Annotated in this window: 23 protein-coding genes; 15 read left to right on the top strand and 8 right to left on the bottom strand. The window is 39.8% G+C overall.

Annotation, left to right across the window (positions count from 1 at the left end; all coding sequences use genetic code 11):
* Positions 1-189: 189 nt before the first annotated feature.
* From SCALIN_RS04650 to hisS, 6 genes are all read right to left on the bottom strand, one after another.
* Positions 190-429, bottom strand: coding sequence for an AbrB/MazE/SpoVT family DNA-binding domain-containing protein (locus SCALIN_RS04650; protein WP_096893464.1), 240 nt, complete (start codon positions 427-429; stop codon positions 190-192).
* Between the two features lie 80 nt (positions 430-509).
* Entirely contained in the window at positions 510-704 is a 195-nt protein-coding gene (locus SCALIN_RS04655; protein ID WP_203415350.1) for a type II toxin-antitoxin system HicA family toxin, read from the bottom strand.
* A complete protein-coding gene (locus SCALIN_RS04660) occupies positions 705-971 on the bottom strand; it encodes a type II toxin-antitoxin system HicB family antitoxin (protein ID WP_096893112.1) in 267 nt (88 codons plus the stop codon). It abuts the gene before it with no gap.
* Positions 972-1,069: 98 nt separating this feature from the next.
* Positions 1,070-3,151, bottom strand: a complete 2,082-nt coding sequence (recG, locus tag SCALIN_RS04665) for an ATP-dependent DNA helicase RecG (RefSeq protein ID WP_096893114.1) — start codon at positions 3,149-3,151, stop codon at positions 1,070-1,072.
* Positions 3,152-3,356: 205 nt separating this feature from the next.
* Positions 3,357-5,129, bottom strand: a complete 1,773-nt coding sequence (gene aspS, locus SCALIN_RS04670; RefSeq protein ID WP_096893116.1) for an aspartate--tRNA ligase — start codon at positions 5,127-5,129, stop codon at positions 3,357-3,359.
* Entirely contained in the window at positions 5,130-6,563 is a 1,434-nt protein-coding gene (gene hisS / locus SCALIN_RS04675; RefSeq protein WP_096893117.1) for a histidine--tRNA ligase, read from the bottom strand.
* 249 nt (positions 6,564-6,812) lie between these two features.
* On the opposite strand from hisS, the gene SCALIN_RS22575 reads away from it, so the two are divergent.
* From SCALIN_RS22575 to SCALIN_RS04715, 8 genes are all read left to right on the top strand, one after another.
* The gene (locus tag SCALIN_RS22575) at positions 6,813-7,046 is read left to right on the top strand and encodes an OPT/YSL family transporter (RefSeq protein WP_203415351.1); all 234 of its coding nucleotides are present in this window, start codon (positions 6,813-6,815) and stop codon (positions 7,044-7,046) included.
* Positions 7,006-8,817: an OPT family oligopeptide transporter gene (locus SCALIN_RS04685; protein ID WP_203415352.1), complete on the top strand. Its 1,812-nt coding sequence runs from the start codon at positions 7,006-7,008 to the stop codon at positions 8,815-8,817. The genes SCALIN_RS22575 and SCALIN_RS04685 overlap by 41 nt, the downstream gene beginning before the upstream one ends.
* Before the next feature lie 540 nt (positions 8,818-9,357).
* Positions 9,358-10,233 carry a cytochrome C assembly family protein gene (locus tag SCALIN_RS04690; RefSeq protein ID WP_096893121.1) on the top strand — a complete coding sequence of 292 codons (876 nt, stop codon included), beginning with the start codon at positions 9,358-9,360 and terminating at the stop codon, positions 10,231-10,233.
* Positions 10,234-10,352: 119 nt separating this feature from the next.
* Positions 10,353-11,639: a glutamyl-tRNA reductase gene (gene hemA, locus SCALIN_RS04695; protein ID WP_096893122.1), complete on the top strand. Its 1,287-nt coding sequence runs from the start codon at positions 10,353-10,355 to the stop codon at positions 11,637-11,639.
* 168 nt (positions 11,640-11,807) lie between these two features.
* On the top strand, positions 11,808-12,188 hold the full coding sequence (locus tag SCALIN_RS04700) for a hypothetical protein (protein WP_096893124.1): 381 nt from the start codon (positions 11,808-11,810) through the stop codon (positions 12,186-12,188).
* 349 nt (positions 12,189-12,537) lie between these two features.
* Positions 12,538-14,097 (top strand): IS66 family transposase, encoded by a 1,560-nt coding sequence (tnpC, locus tag SCALIN_RS04705; protein ID WP_096893127.1) that lies wholly within the window; start codon positions 12,538-12,540, stop codon positions 14,095-14,097.
* Between the two features lie 316 nt (positions 14,098-14,413).
* Positions 14,414-14,602 (top strand): hypothetical protein, encoded by a 189-nt coding sequence (locus SCALIN_RS04710; RefSeq protein ID WP_096893129.1) that lies wholly within the window; start codon positions 14,414-14,416, stop codon positions 14,600-14,602.
* Positions 14,578-15,228, top strand: coding sequence for a carbonic anhydrase family protein (locus SCALIN_RS04715; protein ID WP_096893130.1), 651 nt, complete (start codon positions 14,578-14,580; stop codon positions 15,226-15,228). The genes SCALIN_RS04710 and SCALIN_RS04715 overlap by 25 nt, the downstream gene beginning before the upstream one ends.
* A gap of 115 nt (positions 15,229-15,343) precedes the next feature.
* Here SCALIN_RS04715 and SCALIN_RS04720 read toward each other — a convergent pair whose 3' ends face one another.
* Positions 15,344-15,889 (bottom strand): cytochrome c, encoded by a 546-nt coding sequence (locus SCALIN_RS04720; RefSeq protein WP_096893132.1) that lies wholly within the window; start codon positions 15,887-15,889, stop codon positions 15,344-15,346.
* A 419-nt stretch (positions 15,890-16,308) separates the two neighbouring features.
* On the opposite strand from SCALIN_RS04720, the gene SCALIN_RS04725 reads away from it, so the two are divergent.
* Together SCALIN_RS04725 and SCALIN_RS04730 are read left to right on the top strand one after the other, a co-directional pair.
* A complete protein-coding gene (locus SCALIN_RS04725) occupies positions 16,309-16,887 on the top strand; it encodes a GAK system XXXCH domain-containing protein (RefSeq protein ID WP_162532145.1) in 579 nt (192 codons plus the stop codon).
* Between the two features lie 152 nt (positions 16,888-17,039).
* A complete protein-coding gene (locus SCALIN_RS04730; protein WP_096893135.1) occupies positions 17,040-17,486 on the top strand; it encodes a DUF5661 family protein in 447 nt (148 codons plus the stop codon).
* A 100-nt stretch (positions 17,487-17,586) separates the two neighbouring features.
* Here SCALIN_RS04730 and SCALIN_RS04735 read toward each other — a convergent pair whose 3' ends face one another.
* A complete protein-coding gene (locus tag SCALIN_RS04735; protein ID WP_162532146.1) occupies positions 17,587-18,438 on the bottom strand; it encodes a tetratricopeptide repeat protein in 852 nt (283 codons plus the stop codon).
* Positions 18,439-18,840: 402 nt separating this feature from the next.
* Here SCALIN_RS04735 and SCALIN_RS04740 point away from each other — a divergent pair, with 402 nt between their 5' ends.
* The 5 genes from SCALIN_RS04740 (at position 18,841) to SCALIN_RS04765 (ending at position 25,967) form a co-directional block, all read left to right on the top strand.
* A complete protein-coding gene (locus tag SCALIN_RS04740; protein WP_230406556.1) occupies positions 18,841-20,127 on the top strand; it encodes a glucose-1-phosphate adenylyltransferase in 1,287 nt (428 codons plus the stop codon).
* Between the two features lie 668 nt (positions 20,128-20,795).
* Entirely contained in the window at positions 20,796-21,002 is a 207-nt protein-coding gene (locus SCALIN_RS04750) for a YezD family protein (RefSeq protein WP_133111670.1), read from the top strand.
* 165 nt (positions 21,003-21,167) lie between these two features.
* The gene (locus SCALIN_RS04755) at positions 21,168-22,616 is read left to right on the top strand and encodes an OprO/OprP family phosphate-selective porin (protein ID WP_096893142.1); all 1,449 of its coding nucleotides are present in this window, start codon (positions 21,168-21,170) and stop codon (positions 22,614-22,616) included.
* Positions 22,617-22,640: 24 nt separating this feature from the next.
* A complete protein-coding gene (locus SCALIN_RS04760; protein ID WP_096893144.1) occupies positions 22,641-23,612 on the top strand; it encodes a PstS family phosphate ABC transporter substrate-binding protein in 972 nt (323 codons plus the stop codon).
* 126 nt (positions 23,613-23,738) lie between these two features.
* A complete protein-coding gene (locus SCALIN_RS04765) occupies positions 23,739-25,967 on the top strand; it encodes an ABC transporter permease subunit (protein ID WP_096893146.1) in 2,229 nt (742 codons plus the stop codon).
* The last annotated feature ends 3 nt before the right edge of the window (positions 25,968-25,970 follow it).

The following is a 25,970-nucleotide window of genomic DNA, read 5'->3' on the forward strand; positions in this document are numbered from 1 at the left end:
TTCATTCAAAATAATGTCAGAGAGCGTTATTTTATCAATAGTATTTTCATTTATCAATCCAAAGAGAACATCCAAAAGGGAATATGTTCCTCTAAATTTATGTTATCAGTTTGTGAAAAATATTTGTTTTGGACAGTTGGCTGTATAAGGGTTTGTCTGTGTTATAAATGGTATCTATAAGATAATCTCTCATTTCTTCTTCAACACCCTCATTTTTCTGGATTGTAGAATATCTTCTCTAATATTCCCGGATTTAATTTTGATAGATCCCTTATATTTTAGAAATGGTTTATTGACAGGCCCAACTACTATCTTATCTTCTTCAATCTTCCATTCAATTGAATCTGATACGCTTAATTTAAGCCTGTCACGGATTTCCCTTGGAATTGTAGTCTGGAATTTTGACGTGATCTTTGACTTCGTCTGGATTTTCCTTGAATTTGGAAATGATAATTATCGGCAGCTAACACCACTATTACACTTCTTCAAGCAATACAAAGTATTCTTCCCTAGATATACCCGCAGTTCTCAAATTGTTTTTTAATAAATACCGGTACTTCTTTCCAGTTAGGAATAACTACTGGCCTTACAATCCCTTTTTTCGTATATGTAAAGTGGTCACCTTCGACTCTTACACACGTAAAGCCTGCCTTTTTAAACAACTTTTGTAATTTACCAGCAGGTATGGGATTTATTTTAGGCATTTACGATAACCTGACCAATTCTGTTGCTACAAGCCTTGGTGGTAACCATCGCCCATTTACATCTTTTTTGAATCTAGACTCTTCAAGAATATCCTTAAGGGTACCCATTTTCTCTGTTTCTTCAATAAATAATCTTATTGCTGTTCTCAACATCTCTTTTGAATGTTCGATAGAATGTCCACAACTTGAGACATCAAGCTCCGGGCAATACGCTATATAAGTCTCGTTTTCTTCAAAAACAATAACATCATAATCAATAGATATCATAATAGACCCCTCATTTGGTCACATTATTAACTCTTTTTTTGCCCTTCCTGCATTCCTTAGAGAAAGATTTTGCTTTCCTCTGTATTCGCGTAATAATATCATCCCGTATTTATCAAATCAAGCTTATCCTTAAATTTCTCTATTATCTTTTTTAGCAGTATCTGTTTCTCAGAGTCCTTTGATTTATATCCTTCCTTGACCAGCTCAAAGGCATCCGCACGTGCCAGTTTTATTATATCGTAGTCATTAATTATATCACCTATCTTGAACTCAGGCAGGCCGTGTTGTCTTGTGCCGAAGAACTCTCCCGGTCCTCTAAGTTTAAGATCTTCTTCAGCAATCTTGAAGCCGTCGTTTGTTTCCAGCATGATATTGATTCTCTGTCTTGACTCGATACTCTTTTGTATACCAAAGAGAAGACAGTAGGACTGATGTTCACTGCGTCCTATTCTGCCCCTGAGCTGGTGAAGTTGCGCAAGACCAAATCGTTCAGCGTGTTCTATCGCCATTACGGTAGCATTAGGCACATCGATCCCAACCTCTATCACAATAGTTGATACAAGAATGTCGTACTTATGTTTAACAAAATCGGACATTATCAAATCTTTCAACTCCGGTTTCAGCTGTCCATGCAATAACCCAACATTTAAACCGGAAAATACTTTATCCCTGAGTCTCTCGGCTTCGACTGTTGCTGATTTTAGATCGAGCTTTTCAGATTCATCAACCAGAGGGAATACAACAAATGCCTGCCTCCCCTTCTCTATCTCTTTACGAATAAACCTGTAGGCATCATTCTCTTTCTTTGCAGGCACTCGATATGTCTCCACCGGAGTGCGGCCGGGTGGAAGTTCATCAATAGTTGAGATATCAAGATCACCAAATACGGTTAGGGAAAGACTCCTGGGTATGGGAGTTGCCGTCATGACCAGCACATCCGGTTCGTGTTTGTCGTACCCTTTTTGTCTCAGGCGTGTACGCTGCATCACACCAAATTTGTGCTGCTCGTCAATTACAATAAGTCCCAGTTTCTTAAACTCCACTCCTTTATCAATCAATGCGTGTGTACCAATGATCAGATCAATATCTCCCTGTTTTATGCGCTCAATATTTTCCTTCTTTATCTTTGTCTTAGCGCCACCTGTGAGAAGTAACATTTCAACCTCGGCTTTTTTCAGAAATACACTGAGTGTGCGATAGTGCTGTTCGGCAAGGATTTCTGTCGGTGCCATAAATGCAGTCTGAAAACCGTTTGCAACGGCCGCAAGCAACGCGTAAACAGCAACTGCCGTCTTACCTGACCCAACATCCCCCTGCAGCAATCTATTCATCGGTTTCTCACTGCACATATCTTCGTGGATTTCTCTGATTACTTTCTGCTGACTTTTAGTAAGTTCAAATGGGAAAAGTTTGTAGATGTGTTTTTCAACATTTTGACCAATACGGAATTTATAACCACTCACCTCCTTTATGCCGCGTTTACGAAGAGCCATTGCCGTCTCAAACAGAAAAAATTCCTCATACTTGAGCCGTCGTTTAGACTCTTCCAGATTCTCCATGGAATCGGGAAAGTGAATATTCTTTATTGCAAACGTGATTGGCACAAACTTGCGCTTTTTAATAATATCATCCGTAAAAACCTCTTCAACCTTATGAGAGTATTCATCAACAACCATCTGAACCAGTTTTCGGAAGCTAAGTTGCTTCATCTCCTCAGTCAATGAATATACCGGCAATATACCAGCACTCTTACCCGGACTATCTTCCTCTGTAACTATCTCATATTCAGGATTCACCATCTGAAGTGACTGCTTATACAGAGAGACCCTTCCATACAAAAGCACATGGTCGTCTACCTGAAATACTTCACTTTGATAGGGCCGGTTGAACCACTTGATCTGGAGCATGCTGGTCCCGTCACCAACTGATGCCTCAAATACACTCTTCCACCCTCTGGTCCTGAATGACTTGATATTGATGACAATGCCCTTCACCATTGCAGTGTCGCCATCTTTCAGGTTTGAAATTTTTTCTACACGGGACCGGTCCTGATATGTACGTGGAAAGTAATAGAGTAAGTCTTTTACGGTATGTATTCCGAGCCGTCCAAGAGTCTGTGCTCTTTTGGGACCAACACCTTTGATGTATTGTATTGATTTGTCTAGATCGGATATGGACATTTTAAAAAAACAGATTATGTCATTTACTTCGTTGTCATTTAGGCAACTGGCGTTACCAAAGTCATTTTGGCTTCGCCGTCATTAAATCAAAAGGTTTTGCCGTCAGTATGGTTTTGCTCAATTTTTGGCACCGATTGACTTAATATAATTGTTCAGCTTATAAGCGATAATGACGTCCATACTATAATTAATTTTAATGGACAACTTAATCCGGTTTTAAAAGTGACAAGCCAAGATCCCTGAGTTGCTTCTCATCTACATCTGAGGGCGCATCCACCATGAGGCATGTTGCTTTCTGAGTTTTCGGAAATGCGATGACTTCTCTTATATCGTCAAGCCCCAGGAGTAACGTAACCATCCGGTCAAGTCCCAATGCAATACCACCATGTGGCGGCGCACCATATTTAAGCGCTTCGAGCAAAAAACCGAATCTCTCCTGCGCCGTCGCATCATCAATGTTAAGCAGATTGAATATCTTCTTTTGTACTTCCTGACTGTGTATTCTTATACTGCCGCCTCCCAGTTCAACACCATTCAATACCAGGTCATAAGCCCTTGCCCTGACGTCGAGCGGACGATCTTCAAGATGTTTCAGATCATCAGGATGAGGTGATGTAAAGGGATGATGAAGTGAATCGTTTCTGTCCATCTCCTCGTTATATTCAAATAACGGAAAGTCTACAACCCATGACAGATTAAACTCTTCCTCATTGATCATGCCATTACTCTTAGCAATATTGAGTCGCAGTTGTGAAAGAGTCTGTGACGCCACACTCTCCTTGTCTGCAACAAACAGGAGCAGGTCACCGGGAGCAGCATTAAGACGTTCGATTATTTCCTTCTGCAATTCAGCATTAAAAAACTTTGCAATCTGAGATGTCAGCCCATTTTCATCAACTTTAAACCAGGCAAGTCCTTTTGCTCCGAACTGATTTACAAATGAGGTAAGTTCGTCTATATTCTTCCTGGAAAGGCTTGCACATCCGACAGCATTTATACCCCTGATCTGACCACCTGATTCAGCAACACTCTTAAATACCTTAAAGTCAGATTTTGCACCAATATCGGTAATCTCCTTTATCGTCATCTCAAATCTCAAGTCCGGGGCGTCACAACCGTATAGATTCATGGCATCATGGTATGAAAGTCTTGGAAAAGGAGCGGATATCTCTTTACCAAGCACTTCCTTAAAAATCTCGACCATCAAACCCTCTATCATATTGATAACATCATCCTCCCTGACAAAAGACATTTCCAGATCTACCTGTGTAAATTCTGGCTGGCGTTGCGCACGCAGGTCTTCATCCCTGAAACATTTGACTATCTGAAAGTATCTGTCGAAACCGGAAACCATCAATATCTGTTTAAAAAGCTGCGGAGATTGTGGCAACGCATAGAACTGTCCCCTGTTTATCCTGCTTGGTACAAGATAGTCCCTGGCGCCTTCCGGTGTACTCTTTGTCAAAAAAGGTGTTTCTATTTCAACAAAATCATTACTGTCAAAATAACGCCTGGTAATCTGATACACTTTATGTCTGGATGTTAAATATTTCTGCATTTGCGGTCGTCTGAGGTCAAGGTATCTATACTTGAGCCTCAATTCAGTTGATACTTCCGTGTCACCTGTAATTTCAAATGGTGTCGTTTCACTTGAATTTAATATTTCAAGTTTATCAACCATCACATCTATTTCACCAGTATCTAAATCCGGGTTAGCCATTCCCTCCGGCCTCTCCTCAACCTTTCCTTTCACCGATATAACGTATTCAGTCCTGAGCACCGAAGCGGCTTCGTGAGTCTCTGCGTTATGTTCCGGATTGAATACGATCTGCGTCTTACCGTATCTATCTCTTAAATCGATAAAAATAACACCACCATGATCTCTTCTGGTGTCTACCCATCCTGAAAGTGTGACCTCATCCCCGGCATCCGCCTTGCGAAGTTGCCCGCATGTTTGCGTTCTCTGTAAATCAGACATTTATCTATTTCCTTTCACTATCTCTATAATCTTATCTGTATCTTCCGAGAAATTTTCATCTCCCGTCTGCATATTCTTTAGTTTAATAACCCCTTTTTCTCTTTCTTCACTACCCATTATGATAGTAAACCGTGAATTAAGCTTGTTGGCAATCTTCATCTGCGCCTTGGTTGGCCGGCATTCGTAATCCATATCAACCCTTATCCCTCCCTGTCTCAGCTGATTGAGCAGTTTGAAACAGTAATTTCTGGATTCAATACCGATTGACACAATGAATATATCCGGAGCCAGAGAGGAAGTGTCGAGTTTTGATTCCTTGTTCTTTTCTCTCACTTTCAACAGGGCTATCATTGATGCTTCCATCCCGGCAGCAAAACCTACCGCACCTGTTGGAGGCCCTCCAATATCTGATATCAGGTTGTCATAACGCCCTCCCGCACATATAGTATCCCTGGCGCCCATTGCCGAATGTGTTATCTCGTAAACTGTTTTTGTATAATAGTCCAGGCCCCTGACAAGATGCGGGTCTACAGTATAATCGAGGCCAATATCCTCAAATGCACCTTTGACAATCTTAAAATGTTCCAGGCAATCTTTACAAGTATGGTCTTCGGTATTCGACACATTCTTGCGTATCTCTTTACATTTTTTATTTTTGCAGTCAAGCACCCTGAAGACATTTCTCTCAAGCCTCGCCTTACAGAGTTCACACAATTCATCTTTATAATTAGAAAGTTCTTTCTTTAATATGTCTCTATATCCTGGTCTGCATTTCTCACATCCGATAGTATTTATCTTTACCACATAACCGTCCAGCCCAAGCCGGTCGTAAACCCTTGTGGCAACCTTAATCGTTTCAACATCCAGTAAGGGATCGTAAGACCCGATTGCCTCTACGCCCATCTGATGAAACTGTCTCAACCTCCCTGCCTGGGGACGCTCTTTCCTGAACATCGGCCCGATGTAATAAAATTTCTGGAATTTCTTTGTCTTATACAATTCATATTGTAAGTATGCCCTCATTACAGATGCTGTATTTTCAGGACGAAGTGTAATGGATGTTCCTGCGCTATCACCAAAAGTATACATCTCTTTCTCTACTATATCTGTCGCCTCCCCAATACTCCTTACAAAGAGGCGTGTATCTTCGAAAACCGGCGTTCTTATCTCATGATATCCCGCTATTTCAAACTCTTCCCGTGCTGCATTTTCCATCTCTACCCATAACAACCTCTCCTCAGGAAAGAGATCTTTCATACCTAACGGGGCTTGTACATATTTATCGTTACCTTTTTCCATATTACCCTTAATCTTCTTTGCTTTTTTTCCCTTACCCCCCAGGGGCTTGTACATATTTATCGTTACCTTTTTCCATATTACCCTTAATCTTCTTTGCACTCTTTGCGGTGAATAATTATTAATTTGTTTTAACATTTAACGAAAATCTTAACCCTAAGATCAATTTGCCAAAGGAGTTAGATTTGTGCAATTATATCAAGTCAGGCTTAAGATTCAAGGGATTTAAAAAAACAGGGGAAAAGTTGCCATATAAGACACAAAAACACAAAGAAAAACAGAAAGATATTAAAGAGAACGTTGTAATAAAAGCAAATAAATGCTTTATTATGTCCCTTATCCTATATTGGTACCTTAGTGTTTTTATGGCTGAATTTATTAAAAAAAATGGATAAAGAAACACACAAACTATCTTCAGACGCATATCAGGAAATACCGGGTGATCACTATAAACCATATATTGGAAAACGTGAATTTCTACCGGAATTTACCCTAAAAGCAATAGTTACGGGAATGGTCCTGGGTATTATCTTTGCCGCTGCTAACGCATATATAGGACTTAAGGTAGGTTTAACCGTAAGTGCCTCTAACCCCGGTTGCAGCAGAAAAGATAGGACTTAAGGTAGGTTTAACCGTAAGTGCCTCTATACCGGTTGCTGTTATGGCAGTTGCCATATTCCGCATTATTGGCAAAGGGAGCATTCTTGAAAATAACATGGTCCAGACAGTAGGGTCAGCAGGTGAATCTCTGGCAGCCGGAGTTATCTTCACCTTTCCAGCACTCATCATCTGGGGAATGAAACCTGAACTGACTAAAATATTTGTCTTCTCTCTTCTAGGCGGATTATTGGGTGTATTGTTTATGATTCCCTTACGCAGCCTTCTCATATCCCGACAGCATGGACTTCTGCCTTACCCTGAGGGTACCGCCTGTGCAGAAGTACTGGTTGCAGGTGATAAAGGGGGAGGAGATGCGAAGACCGTTTTCATGGGATTGGGTATAGGAAGTTTTTATGAATTTCTGATGAATGGTCTCAAACTCTGGCATTTCAGGCCCTCATGGAACATCCCCTTCTACAAAGGTGGTAAGATAATTGGAGAAACCACACCCGCCCTACTCGGAGTTGGATACATTATCGGGCCCAGGATTTCAGCAATTATGTTAAGTGGTGGAGTTGTTGCATGGCTGGTAATAATACCTTTAATTATGGCAGTTGGCGAGAACACTACCGAACCGATATATCCAGCCAAAGTCTTGATTTCTCAGATGAGTATTGAAGAGATATGGCACTATTATATCAGATATATAGGTGCAGGAGCAGTAGCTTTCGGTGGACTGATAACATTATTCAGAGCAATACCAACCATACTGGACACATTCAAAACCGGCTTAAGCAAGGTATCAAATAAAAGCAGAGACAAAGAGGAGAGAACCGACAGAGATCTTCCCATGGCGGTTGTTATTGGCGGCTCTGCCATATTAGGAATATGCCTCTGGCTGGTACTCTCTTTCTGGACGGCAACAGAAATAGGAACTGTACCTAATCTCCTGGTTTCAGTTCTTATGGTCATCTTTTCCTTTTTCTTTGTTACCGTATCTTCGAGGATTGTCGGTCTCATCGGATCTTCCTCAAATCCGGTTTCCGGTATGACGATTACTACGCTCCTGTTAACAAGCCTGATATTCTCCCTCATGGGATGGACCTCAGAGGCGCATATGGTAATAGCGCTGAGTGTTGGTGCTGTTGTCTGCATCTCGATCGCGATTGCAGGAGACACGTCACAAGACCTGAAGACCGGTTTTCTGGTAGGGGCAACACCCTGGAAACAGCAGTTAGGTGAGTTTATCGGTGTACTGACATCTGCTGTCTTTGTCGGTTGGGTAATTTTAAGACTCCACAAAGGAGTGGGAATTGGTTCTGAGGAATTGCCTGCACCTCAGGCAACGTTAATGTCGCTGGTAGTAAAGGGCGTAATAACAGGTGAACTTCCCTGGAGATTTGTCATTATCGGAATATTCCTTGCGGCACTTATAGAACTTGTCGGTATCAGATCTCTTCCATTTGCGGTAGGTGTATATCTACCGTTATACCTTACTACACCCATAATGGCAGGAGGACTACTGAGATTTTTCACAGAAAAAACAAAAGAAGAAAACCAGTTGAAGAAAAGATGTGAAAGCGGGATCTTATTCAGTTCAGGATTGATTGCCGGAAGCGCGCTTATAGGAGTTGGGCTGGCGCTGGCGGCGTCATACAGCGGAACATTTATCACCTCTCTTGAGCTTGGCCATCAATGGATGGGACCATTCAGCAACGCAGCATCACTGTTTATCTTTGCTGGATTATCTTTACTCGTGTGGAAATATACCAATAAAAAACACCCTCCATAGTATTACAAAACAATAAACAACGTATTGTAACCATTAAGTTTTTTCTGTACTATTGTTTAATTATTTATACATATCTGCCAATTATATATAAAATGGAAGATCATCCATTTAGCTTTCCAAAAAACACACAAACATATTTAAATCAAGGGGTAAAAACATGTTGTCAAGCCAATTTATAATGTCTTGTTTTTAGCGAAATAGAAAAATCCTGTTTTTTTATAAATACATTAATAAATATTTTGTAATAACGATTGGCTTAACAGAACACATTTTTTTATTTGATTAATTACTTAATTTGTATAAAATCAAATATTTCCTATAATTTACACAAGCTCGAATGATTTATATAACTATATACCAGACATAGACATAATGGCGTGGCAAAACTGCTACCAAGTTATAAGTACCTGCCCGCCTGACCGAACAGTACGGGCAGGAAGTGTCAAGTAAAGCTTATAGGAAAAGACGGTAGCTGTTGTTAGAAATCTTTCAATTCAGGCTTTTTTATTTGATAATTAATTTTTTTTAGTAAGAGTAAGCATGCTTAGTCCGATACAATACATTTTTATAGCAGCAATTGTCCTCTATCTTCTGGATTCAATCTGGGAAGTAGGATCTATATTTAATTCGAACAGATTCAGTAAAAAGCTGGCCGATTACTTTCTCCTTTCAGGTTTATCAATCCACTGTGCATTTTTGATTATTATAAGTTCACAATCCGGTACACTGCCGATATCGACCCTTTTTGAGTCATCCACATTCTATCTGTCCCTGATTGTATTACTCTCTGTGATACTCAAGTTTTTATACAGGTTGCAATCTCTGATGCCATTTGTTATGCCGGTCGTTACAGGGTTTTCAATTGCTGCAATCACGCTGGTTAATAACGATCTGGCCCTGACGGCTGACTTGAAAACATTCTGGCTGTTTGCCCACATAATACCAATATTCCTGGGCTATGCCTCATTTACTGTCTCTTTCATATTCAGCATAATGTACCTGACGATGGAAAGACAATTGAAGAAAAAATCATTTGGCCCTCTTTTTGAGAGTTTACCCTCTCTTGAGACCCTGGACACGTTAATGTGGAAAACTATCACGATGGGTTTTCCATTATTGACGATTGGCCTGGTTTCAGGAACCGTATGGGCCAAAACAACCAATATACTGGGACTACAATGGTATCTGGACCCAAAAGTATTATTGGGATCTTTGACGTGGCTTATTTATGCCGCAATATTACACTTAAGGCTCGGGGCTTCTTTTCATGGTACAAGGGTAGCGGTGGTTACCATAGCCGGTTTTGTTATTGTAATACTTACCTTTATCGGCCCATTTTTAATGGGGCATAAACATGGGTATGAAAAAAACTCAGCTACGCTTGAGCAGGAGATAATAATACCGGAAGAAACCTGAATGGTAAAAGTTTAATCTAAAAACTAATAACATCCATGATTATTAAATGAAAGATAGAAACCATAGAATGGTATCTGTGTAATCAGTGGTTCCTAAAATAAGAATTAATATATATTATTATGAATTTACATACACTTGGTCTAAATCATGACTCCGCACCAGTGGAAATCAGGGAGAAGCTTGCATTCAGCCCTTCCTCTGTTCCAATCGCGCTCTCTTCATTTGCACAGTCTTTTCCGTCTTCAGAGACTGTTATTCTATCGACATGTAATCGTGTTGAGATTTACGCGACATCACCTGATAACAGCATGGACAAAGATACGCTGCTGGATTTTCTTTCCGCCTTTCATAATTTGCCAAAGGAAAAATTTGCTGATCATATGTATCACTACCAGGGCATAAACGCTGTCAGGCACTTGTTCTTTGTCTCTTCCAGCCTTGACTCCCTGGTAAGAGGTGAGACGCAGATCCTTTCCCAGGTAAAAGAAGCGTATATGACTGCAACAGCTGCGGAAACGACTGGAAGTATTTTAAACCAACTCTTTCAACGTTCCCTGAACGTTGCCAAGGAGGTGCATACAAAAACCAATATCGGCCGTGGAAAAGTTTCCGTTAGCACAGTAGCTGTTGACCTTGCCATCAAAATCTTCAAAGATTTCTCTGAAAAGACGATTTTTATTATCGGCGCAGGAGAAATGTGCGAACTTGTTTTAAAACATTTAGTGGATTGCGGTGCAAAGTCTACAATCGTCGCGAATAGAAGCTTCGACAAGGCTATGTCACTTGCAGAAGAGTATGATGGGAAAGCCATCAATTATGAAAAGCTTGAAGATTATCTCCCAGAAGCAGACATAATCATCAGTTCTACTTCTGCCCCTCACTATGTGGTCAAAACAGAGCATGTAAGACATGCTATAAAGGTTCGCAGGGGAAACCCCATGTTACTTGTAGATATTGCCGTACCCAGAGACATAAACCCGGAAATAGCAAATATCGACAATGTCTATCTCTATAATATTGACGACCTGCAGACAGTAGTGAGCAGTAATATAGACGAAAGGGAAAATGAACTCGGCAAGTGCCAGGTCATTATTGATAAGGAAGTATCTCAATACATGGCATGGACAGAAGAACTGAAGATCGGTCCTGCTATTTCTCAGTTAAGAAATCACTTTCATGATATTGGTGAACAGGAACTTGAAAGACTGCGCCCAAAACTTGGAGATATTGCACACGAAGAGTGGGAACACATCGTCTATTCAATGCAGCGGACGCTTAATAAAATCCTCCACAAACCTGCCAAGGTAGGAAAAGAAAAGGCAAAAAACGGAGGTGGGTTTCAATATGTAGAAACTATAAAACACCTCTTCGGTATCCACCACAAAAAAGATAGTTCTAAGAAATAACAGATAAAAATATTTGACAAGATATAGGCTAAAGATACACAATTCCGTTAAGTTTTTTAATATATATTTACTACTTTAACATATCTGGTAATTTATTTATTTTACTGACACGGATGATAAACATTTATCCGCACAATCTGTACTCGTAGAAAAGAAGGAGAAGTAGCCATGGTTGTAAAAAAGATATCTTTTGTATTGGTTGTACTTGCAATTGCTATTATGGGAACTGCAATTCCCCCTGCATTGGCAGCAGATGACGCTGCGAGTATAGCGAGAAGGGATAAGATGATAAATGCATTAAAATCTGAATGTGCCGTAAAAGTTGGAGCAAAAAAGAAAGCGGCTTCAACAGTTCCTGAAACTGCTGAGGCTACTACAGATATAAAAACAGTGATTACTGAGAAAGTAGAAGAGTTGAAAGCTGAAACAGACTCTGAAGCAGAGCCTGTAGTTACTGAAACAATTTCAGAAGTTAAGGATGCCGCTGAAGCTGCCTCAGAACATGGAACAGAAGCAGCCGAAAAAGTTAAAGCGGAGATTACGTGTTAATCAAATCGTAAATTTATAGCCATGTCATTCGCTTTTAAGCCGTAGTTGTAAATCACAAACACACAACTGCGGCTTATTAATCTCGTTTATATCCATCACGATTCCTATTAAATCTGATCTGGTTATAGATTTTCTGAAAACACTACTGAAATAAATATACACAATCTCTTTCAGAAGACAGAGATCCTCTTCTAACTCAATAGTTCGTGTGATATCAGCATCGATTTAACAAGTACCAACACCACATCAGTAAGCACCAAGTTAACACCCTTTAAAGTTTGGTAAAAAAACCAGTAATAATTGCAGTATAAGCTATCGAATGAATAGGAAATATGGTATGATTTAGGTCATGGAAGCGGTGGTTGAAATAACAGATTTTAGTATTGAAAATGTGCTTGCGCAGAACGATGAGTTGCGTTGTAAACTCGAATCTAGAGACCACCAGATCATGCTACTCGAAGAAAAGATCAACTACCTCCTTTATCATCGTTTCAGTTCAAAGTCTGAGCGTTTTGATAAGCGCCAGCAATTGCTGTTCGGTAACGAGGATGCTGCTTGTGAGGTTGAACCTGCAACCGAAACTAAGGTACCTGAGCACACCAGAAAGACTGGTGGTCGACGTGTCCCTCCCCAGCATCTTCCGCGTGTTCGCGTGGAGCATGATCTGCTGGAAGAAGAGAAACAGTGTTCCTGTGGTTCTTGCCTGAATCGAATAGGAGAAGAGGTTTCATTTCAGTACGACGTGATTCCCGCCAGGTTTCAAGTAATAGAGAACATTAAGTTCAAGTACAGTTGCTCTAACTCCAAGTGCAAGCAACCGCCAATAACTGCACAACAAAGTCCACCGGCTCCTTTGCCTCGAACCCAAGCATCACCAGGTGTTCTTGCCTGGGTTGGTTCGAGCAAATTTGCTGATGGTCTTCCGCTAAACCGTATAGCTTCTATTGCTGGAAAACGTTTTGGCGTACCGTTCACCAGTACCACATTGGCAGACTGGATGATCAAAGGTGCAGAGCAAATTATTTCTCCTCTGGTAGCTACCATGGAAAATGCGCTTGATGGACATGACTATCTTCACATTGATGAAACCACCCTTCAGGTTCTGAGCGAAGAAGGACGAACTGCTAAACAGAAGTCCTATATCTGGTGTCGTGTTACTGGCGGTAACGATACCCCGATTGTACTTATGCACTACAGTCCCAGCCGTGCAGGAGCTGTAGCCAGCAAACTGTTGGAAGGGTTCAGTGGTTTTTTGCAAACCGATGGTTACGCTGGTTATGGGGCATCAGCCTCGCGTCCTAATGTTATCCAGTTGGGATGCTGGGCACATGTTCGTCGTAAGTTTGATGTTGCAAGAAAAGCCAGTTCGCCAGGCGCTGCCAATATTGCCCGGCAAGGCATGGAGTTGATCAGAGAACTCTACTACCTTGACAATCAAGAAAAAGAGAAACCACCGGATCAACGAAAGAGATATAGACAAGAGGTAGTTAAGTCTTGCTTGGATAAGATCCGTTCCTGGATTAATAGAAATCAGGTGCAGGCGTTTAGCTATGGAGGTTTGCTGTCGAATGCATTTACCTACATTAACAACCAATGGTCAAAACTAACAGTTTTCGTGGAAGACGGACGCCTGCAACTGGACAACAACAATGCGGAACGTCATATCCGGCCTATTGCGACGGGTAGAAAGGTGTGGTTGTTTGCACAAAGCGAGGCCGGTGCAAGGGCAACTGCAACTTGGTATTCGCTGGTTGAAACTGCAAGGGCTAATGGATTAGAGCCTTACTGGTATCTTCGAAAGGTTTTCGAAGAGATGCCAATGTATTTACGAGATCGAAAACCAGTAAATGATTTACTGCCTTGGAATGTCGATTCCAAGGAACTGGAGCAACTCGCTAGACGTGATTAACTGGGTGCTTACCCACATCACATTGATTATTTTTCGCTTAACACACCCTTGTCTTTCGTAATATTTTCGCAATAATTAAGCCATAGTAAAATGTAATGTTTTAAATTTGTTTTTTGTATATTTACAAGATGTTACTATAAAACTGGTTATATAGCACAAGATCATTATGCTTGCCTGATAAATATTCGGCATTAATATTGCTAATAACCAATCCTAACATTAATACCCGGTTATGTCTGTTACATACATATGCTGTTTTCATCATTCCTTCCCGACGGCCGGACGACATTATTTTTTTTTGAAAATATTTGCGATAATGAAACAGATAATCATTGTAATCTTACTGGCAATTCTCCTGTCAGCCGCCTGTAATTCAAGCAATAGTATTAACATCAGTAAGATTCTACAGGATAATAGACAAGCTGAAGAGTTAGAGGCACAATTCTTTGATGTTTCAAAAAAAACAAACAGGGGTTTGCTTTGCCGGGCCTTGAACACGGTTTGATCCAGTCGCCTATTAATATTCTTACTAAATCGGTTGAGCAGGTAGATAGCCGTACTATTACCGTCAGATACAAGGACGAAGTAAATGCCGTTGCAAACCTGGGCCACACAATACAGCTCCATTTTGCTGAGGGTAGTACTATCTCGGCTCACGGTAAAACATTCCAATTCAAGCAGATGCATTTTCATACCCCATCAGAGCATCAGTTGGACGGTATGACATATCCAATGGAGATGCATATTGTAAATGCTGCTGAAGATAAGGAAAATGGCAGGATCGAATATCTGGTGGCAAGTATTCTCTTTAAGATGGGAGAAGAGAATAAGTTTATCAGTGACTTTCGTGAATTCATTCCGGAAGAAACACACTCAATCCAGAATATCCAGTCAGGCCGTGTAAGATTAAGTGATCTTTTAATGGTTGCCAGAAAAAACAAATCCGAAGAAGGGCTTTATTTCTACAAAGGTTCACTCACCACACCACCATATACAGAAAGTGTGAACTGGTATATTGACAAGCACATTTATGAGGCGTCTCCAGAGCAGATCCATACTATTAAAAAAATTGAGGGTCATAATGCCCGTAAAGTCCAAAAGATTCATGATAGAATTATTGAAGGAAGTTGATCTAGGCTACTTAAGAAAAAGTAGTTTCAATAGTTCATCACGTCCAGACTAATTGTATTGTATTCTGATAACGGTTAAAGAGCACCTCCCTCTCCTATACTCACTTTATCCTGAATTATTTTGCATCGTCCTTCTTCATCCATCCAGGCCATTCCAGACGTGATGTTTGGTGACACTTAAAGCACGCTTTTCTCAACATGGAGTCAAAACTGTTATAGGTTTCTACTATATTTTTTCTCCTGGATGTTTCAGCGACTTTTTTGGCAGCATCAGTGACCAGATTAAGATATTTCTCAAAGTCATCCTTCATAGCTTGAACAGCTTTTGGATCATCAGGATCATTTCCCGCTTTCTGAAACCACTCTCCAGCCTTTCCTTCTTCAGGAAAAAACATACGCATGACCACTTCACTGGCATTGATAATTTCTTTTGACTCCTTGATAACCTCCTTAAAATCACCAATCATTATAGCATCCAGCATTTTAGATGTATGAGAGTTGATTATGCGCATCAAGCCCTGACTTGGTGTAGATCTATCTGTATGAAGAGATTCAATACCTCCGCAAAAAGCCTCTTTAGAGTTCCACCCAAAGGCTAAAATCCCTGTTGTCAGAAAAAATGTAAAAATCATAGCCAAATATCCATTATTAATTTTCTTCATTCAACATATCTCCCTTAAATATATTTCTCATAAGCATTGCTTATTGATAACAAATTTATAGTTAGTATCTCCCATATTTTAATTCATCAAAATTTTCTTACCACGACTGCTGCGCTCTAGATTAAAACATTGGAAACTTTTTATCAAATTATTTTTTTATTCTGGACTGAAATGTATTTAAAATTAATTTACTATACATTGATAATTATGTTTCTACTCAGTAAATAATACAATTTAGCAGGCTCTATCTTATGTTGCTTTTGAGGAATCACCCAATGTGCTCCTTGCACTCCCCTACCATATGTGATAAACTGTTATCCCCCTATTCTCTTCATTTATATAATGTAATATACTGTGGAATCTTATTTGAACAACTTCATCAGCGTAGCTTTTGATAAATATTCGATGAAATGGAGGTAATGATGTCAGACTCAAATAAACAAAAACAAGAGTTTTGTCTTTCAGCCAAAGAGACAGCAACGAAGCTGAGAACACTTGCAAACGAACTGGAGAGTGGTGTCGTTGCTATAGGCAGAGACAAGTTCTCAATTGCAGATAATACAGAGGTAAAGATCAGCCTGAAAGCCAAAGGCGACACATTCTCGTCTAAACTAAAATTTAAAATAATAAACTCCTTATCATCAATAGAGGAAGATGCGAGGAAAGCGGATAACAATGGCGAATCTACATCATCAACAGAATCTGGCGTTGAAGGCTACAAAGATTTGAAGAAACGTATGTCACTTGATTTTAAAGCCATCAAGAAGAGTTGTATACAAGAGCAAACTCTCCCGGAGTTAGATATGGTAGAACGATTTTATCAGGATTCAAAAAAAATGTGTAGTTATCCTGACAAAGGAGAGGAATTTTACGAAACATTTCTAAAACAGGCTTCTTATTTCTATGAAGCATATAAATCCTCTGACTCGAAAGCAATGATTTCAGCAATTGAATCTCTTGCACAAATCAGAAGCGATTGCCATAAAAAGCATAAATAAAGAAGAGCCATTAACGCCTGTTTCCTTCCTTCGGAGTTCATGACAAATACTCACCTATTAGGTATGAATTTCTACTTGCTTTATCAAAAACATTATATTAAAATCGATAAAGTATATCAAAAAGGAATGATTGTTAAGAAAAGGAGTGAACAATGCCTTTGACCGAATATGTAACAAAAGATGAAGTTAAGAGAGTATGCGATAAACTTGGATTGAGAGATTGGTCTTTAATAAAAGATCCCGTCGTCTCCGATGAAGAGACGTCAATAATCTTGAAACTGGTAAATACAACAAACATGGACATCTCACTTGCAACTTTCCGACAAGGCCTGGAAGTAGAACTTGAACATGGAACGATTTTTGAGGATGCAAATGTCACCAATAACCATCCGGTTCTGACCGGAAAAATTGTTCTGGCTCATTTGAAAGAAACTATGGATTATTATAAAAGAATTGAAGTTGCCGAAATTGAAGGTGATCTACTTGACGCAATACGGTCAAAGAATATGCAAAGAATTGAATCCAAATATAAAAAACTCGTCGAAGCTCAACATGTTCTCATTACATCAGTTGCCAATCAACTCAAGAAGGATGGATAACTCAGTAAGCAATCTTGAAGTGTCTAAAATCAGGAAATAGAAGCTGTTCAAACGGTTTAAACCGTTTGAACAGCTTAAACTATTTTTATCCCCCTTACCATCACTCGTACTGTGACTGAATCTGCTTCACTCTTTCCGCGAATAGTTCTGCTTCGTCTGCCTTTCCAATCTTCTCATAAAACTCTACCATGTTCACCAGCACGGTTGCGACAAATGGATGGCCTTTACCATACGTTTTTTCATATATCTCCAGTGCCCGTATATAAAGAGACTCAGCCATATCATTAATTCCCAGATAGTAATTAAGTGTAGCCAGATTGTTCAGTGACGTGGCGATATCAGGATGATCCGGGCCAAGTGTCTCTTCTTCGATACTCAATGCACGTTCGAAAACCGGTAACGCATCTGCGTATTTCCCCTGATCCTGGAAAAGCCCTCCCAGACTGTTCAACGCAGCCACAACACTGGGATGGTCAAGTCCAAAAGCGTTCTCATATATATTAAGAGCATCCTTGTAAAGAGGCTCTGCTTCACCATATCTATCCTGAGCCAGATACATATCTGCTAAATTCTGCAAGACTGTGGCAACTTTGGGATGATCAGGACCAAGACCTTTTACATAAATATCAAGTGCCTGTCTGAAGAGAGGTTCCGCTTCTGAAAACCTGCTATAGGTCCAATAAAGTGTTCCAAGTAAATTCTTGGAAATAGCAATACAGGGATGGTCTGGAGTAAATATATCTTCCGCAACCTTAATTGCTTCTTCACCCACCTTTATTGCATCCGCGTATCTTCTCTCCTGTAAAAGCTTAGCAGCCTTATCATTCAATTCCTCCCACAATTCCTCCTGAGCAAATACCGGTAAAGTAAACAATGTTACCAGAACCATCATCAAAAAACAGTTGATCCTACGTGAATCTAAACAACTAATTATATTTACAGAAATTTTCACTGTTAATACCCTTTCTATAGTAATCATCATGTGTTACATAAACATTAACTGACCTCTATTTCGACCCGCCAGACCAAACCGCTCGGACAGGGAGGACTCCAATTCCAGATCCCTCGTGAAAAGTCCTCGGTGCTTTTTGTCCAAAAAAAAAGAGGCATACCGCCAAACTTTATAATTGCCACCTTTTAATAAACATAATCGATATTAAGACAATGGCCGGATAATATCAAGTTGTTTTCCCTGTACTGAATCAAAAAGGCTTTATAATTTTACATTTCTTTATACAATAATGGAAATCTTCAGTGTTTTTTTCTGAGGAAAGTCCTCGACACCTTTTGTCCGGGAGAAATTTAAAAAAATCAGGCTCTCATATGACAAGGTTGGCGTGAAAGGAGCAATGCCATGAACAATCCGAACATGAACCATGTAGCTGGTATAATTCTGGGTGGAGGAAAAGGGACTCGCCTTTTCCCTTTAACAAAAGAGAGGTCAAAGCCGGCAGTCCCACTTGCCGGAAAATATCGGCTTGTCGACATACCGGTGAGCAATTGTATTAATTCCGGAATAAAAAAGATCTTTGTCATTACTCAATTCAATTCAGAGTCTCTTAACAGGAGTGTTTACGAAACCTACAAATTCGACCATTTCTCGCATGGATATATTCGTATCCTTGCTGCTGAGCAGAGTATGGAAAGTAAGGAGTGGTTACAGGGAACTGCAGACGCTATAAGAAAAAACATTAAACATATTTCGGCTGACATGAATGTAAGATACTGCATGATCCTTTCAGGCGACCAATTGTACAAAATGGACTATAATCAGATTATCTCAAAGCATAAAGAGAGCAGTGCGGACGTAACAATTGCACTGACCGTCGTGGACAAGGCAAAAGCATCTGAGTTTGGACTTGCCATGGTAGATGATAAAGGAGATATCACGGCATTTACAGAAAAGCCAAAAGACACTTCACTTATTAAATCATATTATATTCCTTCATCAGTTAAACAATCTGAAGGGCTAAGCCCTGACAAGGATTATGTCCTGGCAAATATGGGGATCTACCTGTTTTCTAAAGATTATCTCTGCGAGCTTATGGAAAGCACTGATGAAGCTGATTTCGGAAAACATATTATCCCAAGCCTTCTCGGAAAGAAAAAGCTGACCGGTTTCTTTCATAATGCTTATTGGGAAGATATTGGTACGATACGGGCATTTTATGAAGCCAATATTAAGCTGACTTCTCCTTCTCCACAGATCTCATTCTACGACACAGAACATCCTATTTATGCGCAACCGCTGTTCTTACCCCCTACCCGCTTAGAACAATGTGACATTCGAGATTCACTCATTTCTGACGGGTGCAATGTTCACAAAGTCTCTATCAACCGATCCGTAATTGGTGTGCGAAGTATAATTAACAGGAATACCTCCATCACAGACTCAATTATTATGGGAGCTGATTATTACGAAACGAGAGAAACAGGGAAAGAGGGGCAGATAAAACTTGGTATTGGAAACAACTGTGTAATTGAACGAGCAATCATAGATAAGAATGCTTATATAGGCAATAATGTAAAAATTATCAATCAGGAGAAATCAGACTATAGGGAAGGAGATGGTTATTTGATCAAGGATGGAATAGTTGTAGTGGAAAAAGGAGCAGTTATTCCTGACGGGACTGTTATATGAAGAAAAAATTAATTATTCCTCTCTTTCGAGAGAAATCCAATACTGGAATTCTCTCGAAAGAGAGGACGATCATGTGTAACATAAATTTTGAGCAATTTTATTTGCTGTTTTACTTTAACCAAAAGCAAGCCATGCAAAGAAATAAAAGCGCCGCTCATCCTCAAATGTTCACATCTGTATTATTACGGTACAACCCGATCTGAAACACCAGTTGGCAATAATTTTCACATCAAAATAAGGCTATCATAACTACTATTTACTCCTGTTCACGACCACCAGCCCTAAGCATATATTCGCCCATACCTACAGTATTGTTGAATATGCCATCTCCTTTTGTGTTCACCGCTTCAACTTTCCCAAAGGGGAATTTGCAAAAAGCCTGTTTGGCCAGCCCAACTTGTCATTCAGGCGGAGAAACTGGTTTATTCTCAGCTATCAATAATTTCCAATATTTCCAAATAATCAACAATTAATGTTTAATACAATAAAAAAAGAAGAATACATCTTAACTATGTATATAAAACTATTCTGATCAATCATTTAATAAATTTTTTTTAAATTAACAAAAAATTAACACTTTCTTTATACTCAGTTAACAGTGCAGAAGTATTATCAAATCCAATTAAAAAGACTTACCGTATTGAATACTGAGAAAATTGAGGATGTCAATGGAATATACCAGAAATATTAAAAAAATTTCTTTTGAGGAAAGTGTACAACGAACCATCCCGATATTGGCGGATTTGTTAAAGGATACTAAATACGGTTACATTCAAATAACAGTACAGGATGGCAGAGTTGTACAAATTGATAAAACGGAGAAATTAAGATTTAATTATCAGAAGCCAAAACAGGCACGTTTAAATAGATACTGATATCCTGTAAATACTAATTCAATTAATAAAGAGAGGAGGTAATGTCTTATCATTTTATATACCTTTACCAATCGGACAACCGAAAAAGTAGTAAGTACTTTTTAGTAAGTATAGAGACTGTCCAGTCAACTGGCAGTAAAGAACAGAAAAAAGGAGAAGATAGATATGATGAAGCTTTCAACAATATGTTGGATGATAATTGCACTTTTGACCCTAACTTTTTTTCTTGAACCAGTTAAGGATGTAACGGCTCAGGAAAGTAATGATTTGAAATGGCAATTAAAAAAAATGGAAGAGATGATGCGTAAACAGCAGGGAATGATTGAGAATCTGAAGGACAAAATAGAGATACAGGAAGATATCTCAAAATCGTATGTAACGCCCATAGATGATGAAGTAATTGGCAAGAAGGTTGACGAATATCTCCAAAAAGGAGAGGGCAAGGGTATGTGGGCTGAAATTATTAAGAGACCCAAGTTAGGCTATAAGAAAGGGTTTTTCTTTGAGACAAAGGACAAGAGATTCTCCATGAAGATAAACGGAAGGATCCAGTTTAGGTATAGCTATGAGGACCGTGATAATATGCACGACACAGACGAACAACAGGATGACAGTTCATTCAGGATACGCCGATCGCGAGTAAAATTTTCCGGCAAGGCATACAAACACTTCAAATATAAGATAGAACTTGCTCTATCATCTACAGGCACTGTTGACGGCAGCAGGGCCATAGAACTGTATGACTTCTATGCATCTTGGAACAAAAATCCGGCATTTTCTGTCCAGTTTGGTCAATGGAAGGTACCATGGAACAGACAGCGTGTGGTATCCTCTCAGAACCAGCAGATGATAGACCGTGCCAGCTCACAGGATGAGTTTACTATGGACCGGCAGATCGGTGTAATGCTGCACGGCAAACTGTTTAATAAAAAGTTTGAGTATTATACAGGTGCATTTAACGGTAACGCCAGGAACCAGAGATCGAATGACAACAACGAAATGCTTTATATAGCAAGGGTCTCCTGGAACCCGTTCGGTGCGTATGGTAAGGGTATAGGAGAGGTTGAGAGCGATATCAATTTTTCAAAGAAACCAATTGCCCACGTATCCGCTGCCATGGCATACGACGGAGCTGCGGATAGAGAAAGATTTAGCAGCACTACCATTGATCTTGACCCCCCTGTTGGTACCGGTATTACACTTAAAGAGGTTAACAAGACCAGCGTAGTAGCCGAGTACGGTCTTAAGTATAAGGGTTTTTCAACTAACGCAGAAGCATACTGGCGAAGGTTTGATGATATCCGCGCAAACAATATTGATTCTGTTGGTTCCGGTGTCATCATTGACAGAGGTTTCTTTGTACAGGGAGGATATTTCATTCTGCCAAAAAAACTTGAGGTAGCAGGCCGGTATTCACTCGTTGACTTTGATGATGAAAGAGATGAAGACGCTGTAAGAGAGGTCGCTTTAGGAGTCAACTGGTTTATTAACGGAACTCACGATAATAAGCTGCAGTTTAACTGGATCCGTCAGGACAATGAACTGCCAAATTCAGCCAGCCGATCAGATGATATAGACAACACTTACCGTCTGCAATACCAGTTGGCATTTTAATTAATTAAAGGAGGAACAATAGTTATGATGAAACAATTTTTTATTGCTGTAATACTAATCAGCATGTGTCTGGCAAGTTTATCCACTAAAGGAGAGGCAGTGGCAGTTGACTCCGGCATACAACCTTATACAAAAGTTAGTGGTGTTTCCGGAAATCTCAACAGTATAGGCTCTGACACTATGAATAACCTGATGACTTTCTGGGCCGAAGGGTTTAACAGGTTATATCCCAACGTCAAAATACAGATAGAGGGTAAAGGCTCTTCAACCGCCCCACCCGCATTAATACTTGGGACTTCACAGTTAGGCCCGATGAGCAGGGCTATGAAACCAACAGAAGTAGATGATTTTGAAAGAAGATATGGCTATAAACCGACACAGATAAGAACCTCCCTTGATGCACTGGCCGTATACGTAAATAAAGATAACCCTATAAAAGGTTTGAATTTTGCCCAGGTAGACGCGATTTTTTCAAAAACGAGAAAAGGTGCACATAGAGAGGATATTACAACATGGGGTAAGGTAGGATTACCAGGTCAATGGGGAAACAGGCCGATTAGTCTTTACGGACGTAACTCCGCATCCGGAACGTATGGCTACTTCAAGAAAAAAGCGCTTTTCAAGGGTGATTACAAAAATACGGTCAAAGAACAACCTGGATCCGCATCTGTTGTACAGGGAGTGACTGAAGACAGGTATGGAATAGGATACAGTGGTATCGGATACAAGACCTCCGGTGTACGTGCAGTACCTCTTGTAAAAAAAGGCAACTCATATAAAGAAGCGGTACTAGAGAATGTATTGGATGGTTCATATCCACTGGCAAGGTTTCTCTATGTCTATGTTAATAAGAAACCGAACAAGCCTCTTGATCCGTTGATTCAAGAGTTTGTTAAATACATATTAAGTAAAGAAGGTCAGGAAGTCGTTATAAAAGACGGTTATCTCCCTGTACCTGTTACCGTTGTAAAAGAAGAACTTGGAAAAATAAAGTAGTAATTAGACAACTATTATTCCTCGACTCCACTCAAAATGACGTCACACTGAGCACCCGCCCATGCCGGATCGGACGGGGAGTCGAAATGTTACAAATATTGAAATACCTATACTTAAAATTTGTTTATGAAAAACCTGAAGAAAAAAAGATTAATTGACAGAACCGCCCACTGGGGTATTACCCTGGGTGGTGCGGTTGTCATTATTGTAATCCTTGCCCTGTTTATATTCATTTTCCTGGAAGTTTTCCCTCTCTTAAAAGGTGCCAATGTATTGAAAGAAAACACCTTTTCATTGAGAGATAAACCTGTTTCAGTTGGCCTGGATGAGTATCAGGAGATTGCCTACGCGATTTATGAAGATGGCAATATTGACTTTATCTCCCTTTCTGACGGTAAGCTGATAAAGGAACATAGTATTAAAGGGATCGAAAGATCTTCCATCACTGCAATCTGTAAAGACAGAGACCGCATTATTATTGGAACTGCAGACGGCAGGGTTTTAATGGTTAATATTAATTTTTCCGTGTCATTTGAAAATGATGAGAGAATTATTACCCCTGAAATTTCTGATCAAGAAGTTAAACATACTGATGAAGAAAGAAAAAGAATACGATATATTACCTCAAAAAGCGATGAGAAAGTAACCGTTACCGTTTTTTATTCGAAAGATGGCAAACTTAAACTAAAATCAACAGAGATAGAAGAGAATCTTTTTGGTGGAGAGAAAAAAAATGAAATAATAACGGACATTACTGCCATACTGGAGAAGGCAATACCTGATGATACAACAGGACAGAGAAAGAAGCCACAGATAACATCACTGGCAATTGACTACTTTCTGGAGAACCTCTATATTGGAACTTCACATGGAGAGGTAATCCATATAAATATGAGAGAGAAGGAAAATCCTTTTCTGGAAGAAAAAGTAAAAGTATCTGAAGAATCAATAACATCACTCGGGTTTCTGCTGGGAGATGTTTCTCTTGTAGCAGGAGACCGGAATGGAGGTATTAGCACGTGGATGCGCGTAAGAGACGAAGCAAAGCCGACAGGCTGGGCTCTTAAAAAAATACATATTATTGAGCAGCACCAGTCAGACATAACATCTATTGCATCATCCATAAGAAACAAGTGCTTTGTAACTGCTTCATCTGATGGAACAATCCACCTGAAGCATGCTACATCAGAACAGACACTCTTAAGGCTTATATCAAAGGCGAAGCCAACAGCTATCGCTTATTCACCAAAGGCAAATGGTATTCTTGCAGCTGATGCTGCAGGCAACCTGACACACTGGAGGATTTCAAATCCTCACCCTGAAACAACCATTAAGACCCTTTTCGGAAAAATATGGTATGAAGGGTATGAAGAGCCTGAATATTCCTGGCAATCGACAGGAGGTACTGATGATTTTGAACCAAAACTCAGTCTCGTACCATTAATCTTTGGTACTATAAAAGGGACTATTTATGCCATGATTATTGCCATACCCATTGGTATTCTTTCGGCATTATATACCTCTCAATTTCTCCATAATTCTTTAAAGAAGATTATAAAGCCAGCTATCGAATTTATGGCAGCGCTTCCCAGTGTTATTCTAGGATTCCTTGCAGGTCTTTGGCTTGCACCTTTAATGGAAAAGATATTTCCGGCAATCATAGTTATGCCGTTATTTCTCTTACTATTTATTACAATGGCATTTTGTATATGGAAATGCATTCCGGGTTACATAAAAGGGAAATATAGTAATGGGGCAGAAACTCTTTTTCTTATTCCATTTTTCATCGCTGCTATTTCTGCATCAATCTACCTTAGTGGACCTTTTGAGTCTTTTCTCTTTATGGGAGATTACCGGCAATGGATTCTGGATATTCTAGGCCTGCAGTATGACCAGAGAAATGCTGTTGTAGTTGGATTTGCAATGGGGTTTGCTGTATTACCGATTATCTTTACGATATCTGAAGATGCAATGAGCAATGTCCCAAGGAACCTCACCTCCGCCTCACTTGCACTTGGTGCTGTTCCGTGGCAGACAGCGGTAAAAATTGTCTTGCCTATTGCGAGCCCGGCAATTTTTTCTGCCGTTATGCTTGGTTTCGGAAGAGCGGTAGGTGAGACTATGGTTGTTCTTATGGCAACCGGCAATACTCCCATTATGGACTGGAATTTTTTTAACGGTTTCAGGGCACTTGCCGCGAATATTGCGGTTGAAATACCGGAAGCTCCTGTTGGAGGAACCCTTTATCGTGTTCTCTTTCTAGCGGCCCTGCTTCTCTTCATAACAACGTTTATAGTGAATACTATTGCTGAACTGATAAGACAGAAAATCAAAAAGAAATATAGTCATTTGTAATTA

The organism is Candidatus Scalindua japonica (assembly GCF_002443295.1).
GTDB classification, from domain to species: Bacteria; Planctomycetota; Brocadiia; order Brocadiales; family Scalinduaceae; genus Scalindua; species Scalindua japonica.